This window comes from Martelella mangrovi (assembly GCF_040545495.1).
GTDB classification, from domain to species: domain Bacteria; phylum Pseudomonadota; class Alphaproteobacteria; order Rhizobiales; family Rhizobiaceae; genus Martelella; species Martelella mangrovi.
Map to the genome: position 1 here is coordinate 221,492 of NZ_JBEPLY010000006.1, position 14,855 is coordinate 236,346.

At 59.8% G+C, this 14,855-nt stretch carries 14 protein-coding genes; 9 read left to right on the forward strand and 5 right to left on the reverse strand.

What is annotated here, in order from left to right; genetic code table 11:
* Window positions 1-9 precede the first annotated feature (9 nt).
* The 3 genes from zwf to ABID12_RS11180 form a co-directional block, all read right to left on the reverse strand.
* Window positions 10-1,476, reverse strand: a complete 1,467-nt coding sequence (zwf, locus tag ABID12_RS11170) for a glucose-6-phosphate dehydrogenase (RefSeq protein WP_319517772.1) — start codon at window positions 1,474-1,476, stop codon at window positions 10-12.
* A gap of 123 nt (window positions 1,477-1,599) precedes the next feature.
* Window positions 1,600-2,889, reverse strand: a complete 1,290-nt coding sequence (locus tag ABID12_RS11175) for an NAD(P)/FAD-dependent oxidoreductase (protein WP_354434258.1) — start codon at window positions 2,887-2,889, stop codon at window positions 1,600-1,602.
* A 45-nt stretch (window positions 2,890-2,934) separates the two neighbouring features.
* Window positions 2,935-4,392, reverse strand: coding sequence for a glutamine synthetase family protein (locus ABID12_RS11180; protein ID WP_106308122.1), 1,458 nt, complete (start codon window positions 4,390-4,392; stop codon window positions 2,935-2,937).
* A gap of 124 nt (window positions 4,393-4,516) precedes the next feature.
* On the opposite strand from ABID12_RS11180, the gene ABID12_RS11185 reads away from it, so the two are divergent.
* Window positions 4,517-5,695, forward strand: a complete 1,179-nt coding sequence (locus tag ABID12_RS11185; RefSeq protein WP_354434259.1) for a BaiN/RdsA family NAD(P)/FAD-dependent oxidoreductase — start codon at window positions 4,517-4,519, stop codon at window positions 5,693-5,695.
* A 238-nt stretch (window positions 5,696-5,933) separates the two neighbouring features.
* Window positions 5,934-6,809 (forward strand): LysR family transcriptional regulator, encoded by an 876-nt coding sequence (locus ABID12_RS11190; RefSeq protein ID WP_354434260.1) that lies wholly within the window; start codon window positions 5,934-5,936, stop codon window positions 6,807-6,809.
* Between the two features lie 16 nt (window positions 6,810-6,825).
* Here ABID12_RS11190 and ABID12_RS11195 read toward each other — a convergent pair whose 3' ends face one another.
* The gene (locus ABID12_RS11195; protein WP_354434261.1) at window positions 6,826-8,652 is read right to left on the reverse strand and encodes an AsmA family protein; all 1,827 of its coding nucleotides are present in this window, start codon (window positions 8,650-8,652) and stop codon (window positions 6,826-6,828) included.
* 467 nt (window positions 8,653-9,119) lie between these two features.
* Between ABID12_RS11195 and ABID12_RS11200 the strand changes: the two genes are divergently transcribed.
* From ABID12_RS11200 to ABID12_RS11230, 7 genes are all read left to right on the forward strand, one after another.
* Window positions 9,120-9,329 (forward strand): cold-shock protein, encoded by a 210-nt coding sequence (locus ABID12_RS11200; protein ID WP_354434262.1) that lies wholly within the window; start codon window positions 9,120-9,122, stop codon window positions 9,327-9,329.
* Window positions 9,330-9,574: 245 nt separating this feature from the next.
* A complete protein-coding gene (rpsU, locus tag ABID12_RS11205) occupies window positions 9,575-9,799 on the forward strand; it encodes a 30S ribosomal protein S21 (RefSeq protein WP_106308110.1) in 225 nt (74 codons plus the stop codon).
* Between the two features lie 59 nt (window positions 9,800-9,858).
* Window positions 9,859-10,074: a hypothetical protein gene (locus tag ABID12_RS11210; protein ID WP_354434263.1), complete on the forward strand. Its 216-nt coding sequence runs from the start codon at window positions 9,859-9,861 to the stop codon at window positions 10,072-10,074.
* A gap of 229 nt (window positions 10,075-10,303) precedes the next feature.
* The gene (locus tag ABID12_RS11215) at window positions 10,304-11,326 is read left to right on the forward strand and encodes an LLM class flavin-dependent oxidoreductase (RefSeq protein WP_354434264.1); all 1,023 of its coding nucleotides are present in this window, start codon (window positions 10,304-10,306) and stop codon (window positions 11,324-11,326) included.
* 267 nt (window positions 11,327-11,593) lie between these two features.
* The gene (locus ABID12_RS11220) at window positions 11,594-13,015 is read left to right on the forward strand and encodes an alanine/glycine:cation symporter family protein (protein WP_354434265.1); all 1,422 of its coding nucleotides are present in this window, start codon (window positions 11,594-11,596) and stop codon (window positions 13,013-13,015) included.
* Window positions 13,016-13,095: 80 nt separating this feature from the next.
* Window positions 13,096-13,251 (forward strand): DUF5993 family protein, encoded by a 156-nt coding sequence (locus ABID12_RS11225; protein WP_181190790.1) that lies wholly within the window; start codon window positions 13,096-13,098, stop codon window positions 13,249-13,251.
* An 8-nt stretch (window positions 13,252-13,259) separates the two neighbouring features.
* On the forward strand, window positions 13,260-13,811 hold the full coding sequence (locus tag ABID12_RS11230; RefSeq protein ID WP_354434266.1) for a disulfide bond formation protein B: 552 nt from the start codon (window positions 13,260-13,262) through the stop codon (window positions 13,809-13,811).
* On the opposite strand, the gene arsB is transcribed toward ABID12_RS11230, so the two are convergent.
* The gene (arsB, locus tag ABID12_RS11235; protein ID WP_354434267.1) at window positions 13,778-14,854 is read right to left on the reverse strand and encodes an ACR3 family arsenite efflux transporter; all 1,077 of its coding nucleotides are present in this window, start codon (window positions 14,852-14,854) and stop codon (window positions 13,778-13,780) included. The genes ABID12_RS11230 and arsB overlap by 34 nt on opposite strands.
* Window position 14,855: the final 1 nt, after the last annotated feature.

Consider the following 14,855-nt stretch of genomic DNA (forward strand, 5'->3'; position numbering starts at 1 on the left):
GGTGCGGCGCTATTCGTGCCAGGTCCGGCCGTCACGCTCGATCAGGGCGATCGACTTGCTCGGACCCCAGGTGCCGGCGGTATACCCTTGAACCGGCTGGCTGGTTTCCTCCCAGGCTTTCAGAATCGGATCGACCCAGTTCCAGGCAATTTCAACCTCGTCACGGCGCATGAACAGGGTCTGGTTGGCGCGGATCACGTCGAGCAGCAGCCGTTCATAGGCATCCGGATTGCGCACGTCGAAGGCTTGCGCAAAGCTCATGTCGAGCGCGACCTCGCGCAGGCGCATGCCGCCGGGGCCCGGGTCCTTAATCATCAGCCACTGTTTCACGCCTTCGTCGGGCTGCAGACGCAGCACCAGCTGGTTGGAGGCGATCCGTCCGGCATTGGGACCGAAGATCGAATGCGGGATCTGCTTGAAGGTGATGACGATTTCCGAAAGCCGGTTTGCAAGCCGCTTGCCGGTGCGCAGATAGAAGGGAACGCCCGCCCAGCGCCAGTTTTCGATCTCGGCCTTGATGGCCACGAAGGTCTCGGTGTTGGATTCGCCGTCGAGTTCTTCCAGATAGCCCTTGACCGGGCCGCCCTTGGAGGCGCCGGCGCGGTACTGGCCGCGCACGGTCAGATAACCGGCATTTTCGGCGGTGATCGGCTTCAGCGAGCGCAGAACCTTGAGCTTTTCGTCGCGGACGGCTTCGGATTCCATCGAATGCGGCGTTTCCATCGCCACCATGCAGAGCACGTTGAGGATATGGTTCTGCACCATGTCGCGCAGCGCGCCGGACTTGTCATAATAGCCGGCACGGCCTTCCAGCCCGACTTCCTCGGCCACGGTGATCTGCACGTGGTCGATATGGTTGGCGTTCCACAGCGGCTCGTAAAGGGCATTGGCAAAGCGCAGCGCCATGAGGTTCTGCACGGTTTCCTTGCCGAGATAGTGGTCGATACGGAAGACCTGTTCTTCCCGGAACACCTTGCCGATCGTGTTGTTGAGTTCCAGCGCCGATTCGAGGTCGCGACCGAGCGGTTTTTCAACGACGATGCGGGTCTGTTTGGTGATCAGCTTGTGGTCACGGATGCCATCGCAGATCGGCCCGAAAATGCTCGGCGCAACCGCCATGTAGAAAGCACGAACCCGGTCCTTGCCTTCCTCAAGCATCTTCTTGAGCGCGTCCCAGCCCTTGTTCGTCGTCGCGTCGACAGGCACATATTCGATGCGCGCCAGGAACTTGGCAACCTGGTCGTTGTCGTATTCGCCGTCCTTGAGATGTTCCTTCAGCGCCTGTTGGGCGCGCTTGCGGAAATCGTCGGAGGTCAGTTCCGAACGGGAGGCGCCGATGATGCGCGTCGGTTCGGTGAACTGGCCGGCAATCTGCCTGTGATAGAGCGCGGGCAGAAGCTTCCGCTCCGTCAGGTCGCCGGTGGCGCCGAAGACGACATAGTCAAAGGGTTCAACGGGGATCATTTGACTGCTCATGGTCAGTCCTCTCAATCGTCAACAGGGTTGGAGTTGTTTTATCAAATCGATTTAAAAATGCCAGTCCCAATCCGAAAAATCGGATTTTTTGTGTTTTCGGCGTTTCGAACGCAGCATCTCCGGCTAGAAGCGGTCGCGCAGGGCGAACCATGTGAGCGCCAGAAACAGCAAGGGCTTGCGCAGCGGACCGCCACCCGGAAACGATGGTATATCCAAATCCCGGTAAAGTTCCAGATCACGCGAACGTCCGGCAACCTCGTCGGCATACAGTTTGCCGCAATAGTTTGACAGCATCACGCCATGGCCGGAAAAACCGCCGATCGAGGTGACGCCGGGCATGATTTCCTCGACCAGAGGGCGCCGGGGCATGGTGATCCCCACCGAACCACCCCAGGCATGGGTAATCTCGACGTCCTTTAATTGCGGATAGACCTCGGCAATCTGTTTTCGCAGGTGTTTGGAGATGTTCTTCGGATTGTCTGCCGAATAGACCTCGCGTCCGCCGAACAGCATTTCGCCGGTCGGCGCCTTGCGGAAATAGCGCACCACGAATCGGCTGTCGTCAACGGATTCGCCGCCGGGCAGGATCTTGCTTTCCCTGGCAACGGGCGTCGTCGCGGCGATGAACGAGCGGATCGGCATGATTTTCGACGCCGTTTTCGGCTCCAGATGGTCCTCGATATAGCCGTTGCAGGCAACCAGCACCCGCTCGGCAGTGATTGTGCCGCGGGCCGTCTCGATCACGTTCCTGCCGTCAACACGGTCGATATTGTCCGCCTTGGTCATTTCGTGAAGGCGTGCGCCGGCTGCTGCTGCGGCTCTGGCTGTGCCGATCAGAAGTTTCAGCGGATGAATATGGCCGGTGCCGATATCGCGAATGCCGCAGAAAAAGCGGTCCGACCCTAGCCTTTCGGCCGTCTCGTTTTTGCTCATGAAGGAAAGGTGCGGATAGTCGTAGCGCTCGGCCAGCGTGTCGACATGGTGGCGATAGGTGTATTCCATGCCCTTCTTGTGGGCGACACTGAGCTGTCCGGGGGTGAAGTCGATATTGATCTCGTGGTTGCGCGCGAAATCCAGCAGATGCGACTTGGCGTCTTCGGCAACCCGGAAGAACGCCTGGGAGCGCTCCTTGCCGAGATGGTTTTCAAGCTCCTCCGGCCACCAGTGCTGGCCGGTGCCGAGTTGGCCGCCATTGCGCCCGGAAGCCCCGTCGCCGAAACGGGCGGCATCGATCAGCACCACATCGACCCCGTCCTCGGCAAGCTGACAGGCGGCCTGCAGCCCGGTGAAGCCGCCGCCGATGATCGCCACATCCGCCGTCGTCGAACCGTCAAGGGCGGGATAGGTCGGGCGTTCTGGAAGCGTCGCCTGATACCATGAAATGCCTGGTGCAATCGGGCTTTGCCATACCATTCTGTTGGTCGCTCCATTGTCTATGAGAGGATGATGGTCGCTTCATCATACATGAAGAAGCAGAAATTCCCTCTCCCAGGGACTGATCACCTGCATGAAGGTTTCGAACTCCCCACGCTTGATCCCGGCATAAATATCGACAAACTCGCGTGAAAGCACCGGCGCAAGCGCCAGTTCTCCCTCCATCAGCGCCACCGCTTCCAGAAGGCCGCGCGGCAGGTCGATCGCGCCTTCATTGGCGGTATCTGCTGTCGGAGCCGAAGGGTCGACCAGGTTTTCGATGCCGAGATAGCCGCAGGCAAGCGAGGCGGCGAGCGCCAGATAGGGATTGGCATCCGAACTCGGCAACCGGTTTTCCACGCGCCGCGCCTGCGGGTCGGAAACCGGGATGCGGAACGCCGTGGTGCGGTTGTCATAGCCCCAGGCGGTGTTGACCGGACAGGCCATGTCCGGCGTCAGCCGCCGGTAGGAATTGACATAGGGCGCCATCATCACCAGCGTTGCCGGCACATATTTCTGCATCCCGCCGATAAAGTGGAAGAATTCCGGCGAGGGTTCGCCGTTTTCCAGCGAGAACACGCTTCGGCCGGTCTCGATGTCGACGACCGACTGATGGATGTGCATGGCCGAACCCGGCTGGCCCTGCATCGGCTTGGCCATGAAGGTGGCGAATGTGCCATGCTTGATGGCCGCCTCGCGGATGGTGCGTTTGAAATAAAACACCTGATCGGCAAGCTCCAGCGGGTCGCCGTGGCGCAGGTTGATTTCAAGCTGCGCAGGCCCTTCCTCATGGATCAGCGTATCAATTTCCAAACCCTGATCCTCGCAGAACTGGTAGATGTCGTCGATCAGTTCGTCGAATTCGTTGATGCCGGCAATCGAATAGGCCTGGCCGGCGACGATCGGGCGACCTGACCGGCCGACCGGTGGGGTCAGCGGCAGGTCCGGATCATCGTTCTGGGCCACGAGGTAGAATTCGATTTCCGGCGCCACCACGGGCCGCCAGCCGCGTTGTGCATAAAGGTCAACGACCCGCTTCAGCACGTTCCGCGGCGTATAGGGCACTTCCTCGCCGTCGGCTCCGACGATATCGCAGATCACCTGCGCGGTGGGATCGGTCTCCCAGGGCACGGTGGTCAGCGTCGACAGATCCGGCACCAGTTTGAGGTCGTTGTCCCGCGGCTCGTAACGGAAGCTGCCGGTTTCCTCAGGGTAATCGCCCGAAATGGTGTGGCGATAGAGCGCCGAGGGCAGGGCGAGCGAGGTGTTCGAAGTGAACTTGGAAGACGGCATCATCTTGCCACGCGGCACGCCGGCAAGATCCGGGGTGATGCATTCGATATCCTCGATCCCGCGCTGTTTCAGCCAGCGGGCGGCGGCCTTCCAGTCTTCGACACCACGGGGCGGTGTGGGTGGTTGGGGCGTTGCCGGTTTCTTGGCCCGCTTGGCCTTGCTGGTGGGTGTTCTGCTTGCGGCTTTGATTGTGGCTTTTTTTGCTGGCATTTCCCTGGCCGGTTTGTCATTGCGCGTGGGCGTATCATAACCACAGTATGCGTCTTGGCGAGGGGGCTTGTTGACTTTCTGCACCGCGCCGGGGCAGGACACTGCATGAACGGGCAGGGAAACCATGAACGAATTTGATGTGATCGTCGTCGGCGCCGGGGCTGCAGGCCTGATGTGTGCGGCGCGTGCGGGCCAGCGCGGCCGCAAGGTGCTCGTTATCGATCATGCCAGAAAGCCTGCGGAAAAGATCCGCATATCGGGCGGCGGTCGCTGCAATTTCACCAATATCGGTACCGGTCCGGGAAATTTTCTGAGCGAAAACCCGCACTTCGCCAAATCGGCGCTGGCGCGCTACACCCCCGCCGATTTCATTGCCCTTGTCGAGCGCTATGGCATTGCGTGGCACGAGAAAACGCTTGGGCAGCTTTTTTGCGATGGTTCGGCACGGCAGATCATCGACATGCTGCTGGATGAATGCACGGCCGGCGGTGTCGAGGTCCGGCTTGAAACGGCCGTCTCGGAGATTGAGCATGTCGGTGAGCGGTTCCGGCTTTCCGTTGGCGGCAGGGCCGTGATTGCCCATTCGCTGGTGCTCGCCACGGGCGGTAAGTCCATCCCCAAGATGGGGGCGACGGGATTTGCCTATGACGTTGCCGCCAGGTTTGGCATCCGCGTCATGGAACCGCGTCCGGGGCTGGTGCCGTTTACGCTCGATCCCGGGCTTCAGGCCGAACTCAAGCCGCTGTCGGGCATTGGCGTGCCGGTGGAAATGACCTGCAGTGCGGGAAGGTTTCGCGAGGCAATGTTGTTTACACATCGCGGCCTGTCCGGCCCCGCCGTGCTGCAGACCTCCTCATACTGGTCGCCGGGTGAGGAAGTGGCAGTCCGGATCAGGCCCGATATCGCTCTGGCAGAAGTACTTACGGCGGCGAAACGGAAAAATGGCCGCCAGGGCGCAGCAGGCGTGCTCGCAAATCATCTGCCGAAACGGCTGGCACAATATTTTGTCGAACAGGCCGGGTTGAACGGTCCGCTTGCCGATGTCTCGGACAAGGCGCTCGGGCGGCTTGCAGCATCTGTTCAGGACTGGCGGTTCAAACCTGCAGGCACCGAGGGCTATCGCACTGCCGAAGTCACACTCGGCGGTATCGACACCGCCGCGCTGTCGTCGCGGACCATGGAAGCGCGATCCCTGCCGGGCCTCTATTTCATCGGCGAATGTGTCGACGTCACCGGCTGGCTCGGCGGCTACAATTTCCAGTGGGCGTGGGCATCGGGCGTTGCCGCCGGCGATGCTGCGTGAGCCTTCCAGAGAGAGCGTGCAGCACGGCGAGCAATCTGTACCAAGGCTTGGGTAGCGGCCGGGCGAAGGTGTTGTAGTATTCTTCTTCAGCAAGGCGACGATGCGCGGCTACGTCGCAAAAAGTGCGGTGGCGTTGGTGTCGGTTCATGGCGATGTCTCCGTCTTTAAGAGCCATCGCCCTTATTAAGAGCAAAAATTATCGTTTGATACAGGCTTGAATGGTGGTTATTTTTCATTCATGAAAAATGCGCCCTGGTCCCACTATCAGTTGTTTCTTCTGGTTGTCCGTTATGGCGGATTGTCCGGTGCGGGGCAGGAAAGCGGATTGAGCCCGGCCACCGTCGGCCGCCATATGTTGGATCTGGAGCAGCGGCTCGGCAGAGCACTGTTCAATCGCAGTCGGCGCGGTTACGACCTTACAGCCGACGGCGAGACGCTCCATGCGATGCTGAAGGAGGCCGAAGGCAATCTGCGGCGTGTCGAGGACTGGCAGGGCGAGAAGGCTGCGCCGACACTTGTGCGCCTTGCGCTTGGTACGTGGAACGCGTTTCTTGTCAGCCGCCATATCAACGAGATTTGCAGCGCGGACGAATCCCTCCGCCTCCAGTTTATCGTCGGAGAACAGCGCGCGAGCCTTGCCCATCGTGAAAACCATATCGGCGTGCGCGCGTTCAGGCCGGAGGAGACCAATCTTGCCGCCCGTCGCATCGGTTCGGTTGCCTATGCGCCATTCAGAGCCAGAAATTCGCCGGTGTCACACGCCGAACGGTGGATCGCGGTCACGCGCGAAGAAGCGATTTCCGGCTACCTGCTCTGGCCGCATCGCCATTGCGCCGATTCTCTCATCATCACGGTCAGCCGACCGCGCTCCATGCTCGATCTGGTGGAAGAGGGCGCCGGTATTGCGATATTGCCGTGTTTCATTGGCGATACCAACCGGAACCTTGAACGCGCCGGGCCAATCATCGAGGAACTGACCCATGGTCAGTGGCTCGTGCTACATAATGACGACCGCCACAGGCACGAAATCCGCCGGGTCGCCGATAGGCTGACCCACTTCATGAAGGCGCGATTGTCTCTCTATGCCGGGAAACGCTCCGAGGCAGATCTGTAAAACGCGAATTGTGTGTCTATTCTAAAACCGGTTCCGGTGGCATTTCCTGGACACGGGCGAAGGCGGCGAGCGCGTTTCCGTCAATTTCGAGCGAGAATGATGACGCGTTGGCATCTCGTGGAACGTCCGTCAGGCGTGCCGCCAGCTTTCCCGTATCCGTGTCGATCCTGCCTTCGATCGTGATCGTCTCGTCGGCCGCCTCTATTGTGATCTGTTCCAGGATGAGCGTTGTGCCTTCCAGCCTGCCGCTCCCCTTGATCGAACGAAAGTTGTAGGGCGCCTGTTTCAGCGGTGAGAAGGCGAAGGCGTTGCTGTTTCGGGCGGTTTCAAGGATCGCGTTGAGGTCGAGCCAGGTAAGTTGACCCTGGCCGGCGGAAAAGCGGAAATTGCCCGAAAGACTGTCACTGCCATTCAGTTCCAGTGGGAACATCGCCTGATATGCGAACTCAAGACCCAGTGCTTCGCTTTCAAGCGGCACGGACAGGCCCAGCTGCTTGAACAGCGGCGCAGAGCGCACATTCTCCGCGTTCATGCGGACGCTGGCTGTGCCGTCATTGCGCACGACCACATGGGCGAACAGGGATCCGTCATCGAGGCGGCTGTCGGCAATGTCAAAACTCGTCTGCTCTCTGGTGCGCATGATACTGGCGGCGACGTCGCGCAGTGTCACGTCGGAAAGCCGCACGGAACCGGCCGAAACGCGCAGGTCGAGGTCCGGCAAGGGTAGATCGGCGTCGACGCTGTCATCCAGACCGGTGGCGACGGCATCAATCCATGCCGGAAAAGAGGATTGCGCATCGAAAAGCGGGACGTCCTGAAAGGCCATTGTCGCGGAAATGCCCACCGGACCGTCCGGTGAGGCGGGAACGATATCCAGAACGCCATTGCCTTCGGCAGCGCCGATGGTCAGTTCTACCGGCGAAAAACGCAGCGAATCGCCACTGCGCGATACCTTGCCGTTGAGGGATGCGTTGTCGACGTGGCTCAAAAGGCGCGATTCGACGCCCAGTTTCGCCATCAGGTCCTGAAGCGCATTCGTGGAAAGCGAGAATGTCCCGTCAAGCAGGTAAGGGCGGTTTCTGGAGGCGGTGCCGTCAAAGTTGATATTTGCCGTGTCGCTGGAAATGCCCAGCTGGATCGGTGAAGAGTGGCCCGCGAGAATGGCGGCAGCCTGTCCGGCGTCAAGGTTCACCTGCGTGTCCCGGTCGGCAAGCAATGCCGAACCGGAAAGCTGTGCCCGGCCGGACAAAACGGGCCAGTCCAGCTCGGCATTGACGTTTTTCACGATGGTTGTCTCGCCATGCTGCGTGAAGCCGAGGGTACTGTTGGTGATATAGAGTTCGTCGGGACCGTTGGTCTGTGCCGACACGTCGTTTCCGCTCTGGATATCGGCCAGCGTCCTGCCCAGCGCATTTGCCGGCTGCCCTTGTGACGTATCCGATTGCTCGAGGATGATCACGGCACCGTCAAGTGCGATATCGGAAAAGGAAAGGTCTCCCAAAAGCGCGCCCGGCACCCCGAAATTGGCGGTCAGTCGCGAGGCGTTGCCATAAACCAGCGGTCCGGTTCCATCCGGGCGGGAAACTGATACCGCCGTGGCCGTAACCCTGGGCCGCGGCCAATAGCTGATGGTGGTATCGCCCTCGATCCTGGCCGGCGCCCCGAGCTTTTCCGACAGCGCCTGTTCCAGGCCGTCGGACATCGCCTGCGGTGTAATGACATAGGGCGTAAGATAGTAGACCATCACGCCAAGCAGCAGCACGGAAGCCAGAAGAATACGCCGCGGGCGGCTCATGCGTCTGGTGGAACGGGTAGTTCCGGTGCCGTTTTTTGTTTTGCTCATCGGGACGGTTCTTGTGTTGAGGGCGTCATGGTGCCGCGATAGCCGAAAATAAGCAGCGATACAATCACGGACGTTTTTTGTGCGATGTGCTCCGCGCCCGTCAGAATCGACCGGTGAAATTTTTCACAATTAATAACATGCATCGCGAAATAATCGGAACAAGGGGGCAAATCTCGCGTAACAGCCCCGTCTCGACGTTTTTAGGCAGGCGGCGGTTGATGAAGTGCCCTGTCGCGGTTTTTCTGTCGAGTGCCAATATTTTCAATGGGTTAAAGAGGGCCCGGCGAAGGCTTTCCGGATTATTCCACCTCGCGCCATTGCAATCTGCCGGGCAAGGGCCTATATCACCGTCATCGACCATTGCTTGCGACGTTGTCCGAGAGCCTTTGGCTCCGTCTGATTTCCTCTCAAAATCGATCGAATTCCGCGAGGTATTGCGGAAAACATGACGATAAAAGGAAATCGTGATGAATAACGGTACCGTCAAATGGTTCAACGCCACCAAGGGCTTCGGTTTTATTCAGCCCGATGATGGCAGCACGGATGTGTTCGTGCATATTTCTGCCGTGGAGCGCGCTGGAATGCAGTCGCTGAATGACGGACAGAAGATAAGCTACGATATCGTTCGCGATAATCGCTCTGGAAAGAGCGCGGCCGACAACCTTCAGGCGGCTTGATTATTTGCTTTCCCGGTTGACCACGGATGTACTGGCAACCGGATTGTGCAAGATGGGAAACTCCCTGATTTCAAGCCCGCCGTAATTTGTCATCGATGTCGCTGACCACGGATGTACTGGCAGTGACACAGAGGAGGTCGGGTTAGTCCCGGCCTTTTTGTTTTCGCTTTGCCCTCGCGCGCCTGATTTCGGGCATGCGCGGTGGGTGAATGCGGAAGAACCGAAACTGAAACAAGGAGGTTTTCTTGCAGGTACTGGTAAGAGATAACAATGTCGATCAGGCGCTTCGCGTCCTGAAGAAGAAAATGCAGCGCGAAGGCATCTTTCGTGAGATGCGTGCGCGTCGTTCTTACGAGAAGCCTTCGGAAAAGCGTAACCGTGAAGCAGGTGAGGCCGTACGCCGCCTGCGCAAGCTGAAGCGCAAGCAGCTTCAGCGTGAAGGGCTGATCCCCGCACGCAAGAAGCGGTAAGGCACCCGCGACGGGTCTGCCTGCCGGATCGCCATACCTCCAGATCAAGGAGACCGTGCATGACCGCAACCAAAGATGAATTCTTCAAGCCGGGACGGATGTCGGCAAGCGACAAGGCTTCGATAACCGACCGTGCGGCAAGAGCGATCATTGCGGAAGAGGCGACGCAACTGCAAAGCAAGACCGAACGGCTGCGCCGGCTGCGGCTGGAGCGTGAAGCCGCCGAGGCTGCGCCCGAGCCGAAAAAGAAAAGAACAAGAAAGCATACCGCCTGAGGCGGGTACCGTTTTGCTGTTTTTCATCGGCCCGCAATTTTGCGGGCCGTTTTGCATTCAGGCCTGTTGTTTTCCGGTCGAGCGGGGAAACACAGTGTTCATCGCTGCGGGAATTGAAGTGTGGCGCTGACGGATACACATTTCGATACAACTGACACCGCGTAAGATCGGGGTGCGCCCCTGATCATGTCGGGTGCCTCGTTCACCCTTTAAAAAAGGTATGCCCACCATGAAAAACATCGGATTCCTGTCCTTTGGCCACTGGACGCCGTCGTCGCAATCGGGCACCCGCTCGGCCGCCGATGCCCTTCTCCAGTCGATCGACCTTGCCGTTGCAGCCGAAGAGCTTGGCGCTGACGGCGCCTATTTCCGTGTTCATCATTTCGCCCGCCAGCTGGCCTCGCCCTTTCCGCTGCTTGCCGCCATCGGTGCAAAGACCAGCAAGATCGAAATCGGCACCGGTGTGATCGACATGCGCTACGAAAACCCCGCCTATATGGTCGAGGATGCCGGTGCTGCCGATCTGATCGCCGGCGGTCGCCTGCAACTCGGCATTTCCCGTGGCTCGCCCGAACAGGTCATCGACGGCTGGCGGCATTTCGATCATGTGCCGGCAGAAGGCGAAGATGACGCGGCCATGGCCCGCCGCCATACGGAAGTCTTCCTCGACAGGCTGGAAGGAAAGGGCTTTGCCCAACCCAATCCGCGTCCGATGTTTCCGAACCCGCCCGGCCTTCTGCGCATCGAGCCGCATTCCGAAGGTTTGCGCAAGCGCATCTGGTGGGGATCGGCCACCAATGCCACGGCCGAATGGGCCGCGCGGCTGGGCATGAACCTGCAGAGCTCGACGCTGAAATTCGACGAAACAGGAGAGCCGCTGCACAAGCAGCAGGCCGACCAGATCCGCGCGTTTCGCGCCGCCTGGAAGGAGGCCGGCCATGACTTCGAGCCGCGCGTTTCCATCTCCCGTTCGATCTTTGCAATCGTCAGCGATATGGACCGCGCCTATTTCGGCCGCGGCGGCAATGAACAGGACACGATCGGCTATATCGATGAAAAGACCCGTGCCGTCTTCGGCCGGTCCTATGCGGCGGAACCCGACCGGCTGATCGAGCAGTTGAAAGCCGATGAGGCGATTGCCGAGGCCGATACGCTGCTGCTGACAGTGCCGAACCAGCTGGGCGTTGCCTATAATGCCCATGTCATCGAGGCGATCCTGAAATATGTTGCACCGGGCCTTGGCTGGCGCTGACCGGCGCCAGTTAAAACCTGCCAAATTCCATGGCGCGCTACGTTTGGAAACGTGGCGCGCCATTTTTGGTGTAAAGCCACAAAAACGGGTTTGCAGGCCTATCAGTGCTTGCTGAAACGCCGGTTCGAATCTACGCTATTGTAAATAAAGGTAAAACGAGACCAATGTTTTGCCTGTTTCCGGGTGGGGGCTCGAGGAAGGTGGGATCGTGCAGATTTTTTGCACGGGCGTCACTGCATGCGTAGCGGAATACAAGGGGGACATGGTTTGCAATTCTTCGATTCACTTTTCAGTTACGTCAACGATTTGACGTGGGGGTGGGCGCTTGTGCCCTTTCTCGTGGTGTTCGGTGTGTTTTTCACCGTCGCCAGCGGCTTTATCCAGTTCCGCTTCTTCAAGCGCATGTTCGGTGTGCTCTGGGGCGACGAAGATGGTGATCCGAGCAAGATCAGCGCCCGCGAGGCGCTTTTTGTTTCCGTTGGCGGTCGTGTCGGCGGCGGCAATATCGCCGGTGTCGCGGTGGCGATCACGGCCGGTGGCCCGGGCGCGGTGTTCTGGATGTGGGCGATTGCGCTTATCGGCATGTGCTCCGGCCTGATTGAGGCAACCCTGGCGCAGGTGTTCAAACGAACCACGCCCGAAGGCGACTATCGCGGCGGTCCGGCGCGCGCCATCATTCACGGTCTCGGTGAGAACTATCGCTGGCTGGCGATCATCTATGCTGTCTGCCTGATCGCGTCCTTCGCCATCGGCTTCAATGCCTTTCAGGGCAACACCGTTGCCGGGGCGGCGGCTGACAGTCTCGGCATTCCGCGCTATGCGACAGGCATTCTGCTTGCGGCCGCCACCGGTTTCATTGTTTACGGCGGTATCCATCGCATCGCCAAGGCCTCCGACATCATCATCCCGATCATGGCATTCGGCTATATCGCCATGGCGCTGGTGATCATCCTGATGAACATCACCGCCTTGCCGGGGGTGATCTGGGAGATCGTGGCCAATGCCGTTGGTTTACGTGAAGCGGTTGCCGGCGGCGTCGGTGCTGCGGTTGCCAATGGTCTGAGGCGTGGCCTGTTTTCGAATGAGGCCGGGCTGGGGTCGGCGCCCAATGTCGCCGCCACCGCCTATGTGCGGCATCCCGTCAGCCAGGGGATTACGCAGAGCTTTTCGGTGTTCATCGATACCATGATCATCTGCTCCTGCACGGCTTTCGTGATCCTGCTTGGTGACGTCTATCAGCCGGGGCAGACGGATGTGGATGGCGTCATCCTCACCCAGCAGAGCATGGTTTCTCATGTCGGATCATGGGCGCAGTATTATCTGACGGCCGCGATCTTCCTGTTCTCGTTCTCGTCGATCATCTACAATTATTACCTTGGCGAGAATGCGCTGGCCTTCATGACGGAAACGCCGAGTGCCGTTCATATCCTGCGCATCGTCATCGTGGCGATTGTGTTCATCGGCGCCGTGGCGCCCGGTGCGACGGCGGTGTTCAACTTCTCCGATCCGATGATGGGCATTCTGGCGGTGGTCAACCTGCTGGCCATGATGATGCTGTTCCCGGTCGCACTCCGGCTGATCAACGATTTCCGCAAACAGCTGGCGTCAGGCATCAAGCGTCCGATCTTCGACCCGAAGAAGTTTCCGGATCTCGATACCGACGAGACGGCCTGGCCCGACGCCAAATAACAGGCGGATATACCGAAACTGAACGACGCGGCGGCGATATCCGCCGCGTTTATTTTGAATTGATGCTGAGGAAAACTCTCATGATGACACTGCCTTTTTTCATTTGCGCGGGCGCGCTTTATAGTGCCTGGCGCGGGCAGCGCAGCGTTGCGGTGCTTTTGACCGTCATCGCCGTTCTGGTGCTTTTCGTTTTGTTCAGACTGCACGCGACAGACGTGCTCGACATCGATCTTTGAGGTGATCCATGCCCGTCCGTATTGCCCATCTTCTGAATGTGCTGGCGCTTCTCGCCATTTCCTTCGTGCTTCTGTTCGCCTTTTATGACCAGTTTGCCAATGGCGAACTGCCATGCCCGCTCTGCCTGTTGCAGCGTGCCGGTTTCGTCATCGTCGGCACCGGGCTGGCGCTTAATGTGCTGCTCGGCGTTGATGCCCGCCACTATGGGCTGATGCTTCTGGGTGCCGTTGCCGGCGGCGCGGCGGCGCTGCGCCAGGTCGCGTTGCATGTCGTGCCGGGAACCGGCGGCTATGGCGCGCCCTTCCTCGGCATGCATTTCTACACCTGGGCTTTCGTGCTGTTTGCCGTTGTTGTGCTCGGCACGGGCGTGATGCTGATGCTCGGTCCGGCACGGGTTTCCGAGCGGGTCCACCGCGGTGGGCTCGGCATTCTCGCCGTTGCCCTTTTCGCGGTGATGGCGCTTGGAAACGGGGTTTCCACGCTTGCCGAATGCGGTGTCGGGCTGTGCCCGGACAATCCGACGAGCTACGAGGCGCTGGATTCGCTTCTGGGACGCTGAGCGGCGTTGCGGGAAACGGCGGGGCCGGCCTCGTACCAGCCCTTGCTGCGGTTGACGATGGCAACCACCGAGAGCATGACCGGCACTTCGATCAGCACGCCGACCACCGTTGCCAGTGCCGCGCCGGAATTGAAGCCGAAGAGCGAAATGGCGGCGGCAACGGCCAGCTCGAAGAAATTCGATGCGCCGATCAGGGCGGAGGGGCCGGCAACGCAGTGCTCCTCGCCCGATGCCCGGTTGAGGATATAGGCCAGGCCGGAGTTGAAATAGACCTGGATCAGGATCGGCACCGCCAGCAGCGCGATGATCATCGGCTGCGCCAGGATCTGTTCGCCCTGAAAGGAAAACAGCAACACCAGCGTGGCCAGAAGCGCCACAAGCGAGGCCGGCTGGATCCTTGCCAGCAGCGCATCGAGCCTTGCCGTCGAACCGTCCCTGATCAGGCTCTTGCGGATCACCTGCGAGATGATCACCGGAATGACGATGTAAAGCGCCACCGACAGCACCAGCGTCGACCACGGCACAGTGATGGCGGAAAGCCCGAGCAGCAGGGCCACGATCGGGGCGAAGGCGACGATCATGATTGCGTCATTCAGCGCCACCTGGGAAAGCGTGAAATGCGGCTCGCCCTTCGTCAGGTTCGACCAGACGAACACCATGGCGGTGCAGGGGGCCGCGGCCAGAATGATCAGCCCGGCGATATAGCTGTCGATCTGCTCTGCCGGCAGCAGCGGGCGGAACAGCCAGCCGATGAACAGCCAGCCGAGCAGCGCCATCGAAAACGGCTTGACCGCCCAGTTGACGAACAGCGTGACGGAGATGCCGCGCCAGTGGCGCCCGACCTGGGCAAGCGCGGAGAAATCGATCTTCAGCAGCATCGGGATGATCATCAGCCAGATCAGCACCGCGACGGGCAGATTGACGCGCGCGATCTCGAGCGCGCCGATCGCCACGAAAACGGCCGGGAAAAAATGGCCAAGCGCGATGCCGACAACAATGCACAGCGCGACCCACAGGGTCAGATAACGTTCGAATGTGGACATG

Bases quoted from the DNA above. Each gene is read 5' to 3' on its own strand.
- zwf (WP_319517772.1), bottom strand. From the start codon at position 1,476: ATGAGCAGTCAAATGATCCCCGTTGAACCCTTTGACTATGTCGTCTTC.
- ABID12_RS11190 (WP_354434260.1), top strand. From the start codon at position 5,934: ATGAAAAATGCGCCCTGGTCCCACTATCAGTTGTTTCTTCTGGTTGTC.
- ABID12_RS11225 (WP_181190790.1), top strand. From the start codon at position 13,096: ATGATGACACTGCCTTTTTTCATTTGCGCGGGCGCGCTTTATAGTGCC.
- ABID12_RS11185 (WP_354434259.1), top strand. From the start codon at position 4,517: ATGAACGAATTTGATGTGATCGTCGTCGGCGCCGGGGCTGCAGGCCTG.
- ABID12_RS11200 (WP_354434262.1), top strand. From the start codon at position 9,120: ATGAATAACGGTACCGTCAAATGGTTCAACGCCACCAAGGGCTTCGGT.
- ABID12_RS11175 (WP_354434258.1), bottom strand. From the start codon at position 2,889: ATGGTATGGCAAAGCCCGATTGCACCAGGCATTTCATGGTATCAGGCG.
- ABID12_RS11180 (WP_106308122.1), bottom strand. From the start codon at position 4,392: ATGCCAGCAAAAAAAGCCACAATCAAAGCCGCAAGCAGAACACCCACC.
- arsB (WP_354434267.1), bottom strand. From the start codon at position 14,854: ATGTCCACATTCGAACGTTATCTGACCCTGTGGGTCGCGCTGTGCATT.
- ABID12_RS11210 (WP_354434263.1), top strand. From the start codon at position 9,859: ATGACCGCAACCAAAGATGAATTCTTCAAGCCGGGACGGATGTCGGCA.
- ABID12_RS11215 (WP_354434264.1), top strand. From the start codon at position 10,304: ATGAAAAACATCGGATTCCTGTCCTTTGGCCACTGGACGCCGTCGTCG.
- ABID12_RS11195 (WP_354434261.1), bottom strand. From the start codon at position 8,652: ATGAGCAAAACAAAAAACGGCACCGGAACTACCCGTTCCACCAGACGC.
- ABID12_RS11230 (WP_354434266.1), top strand. From the start codon at position 13,260: ATGCCCGTCCGTATTGCCCATCTTCTGAATGTGCTGGCGCTTCTCGCC.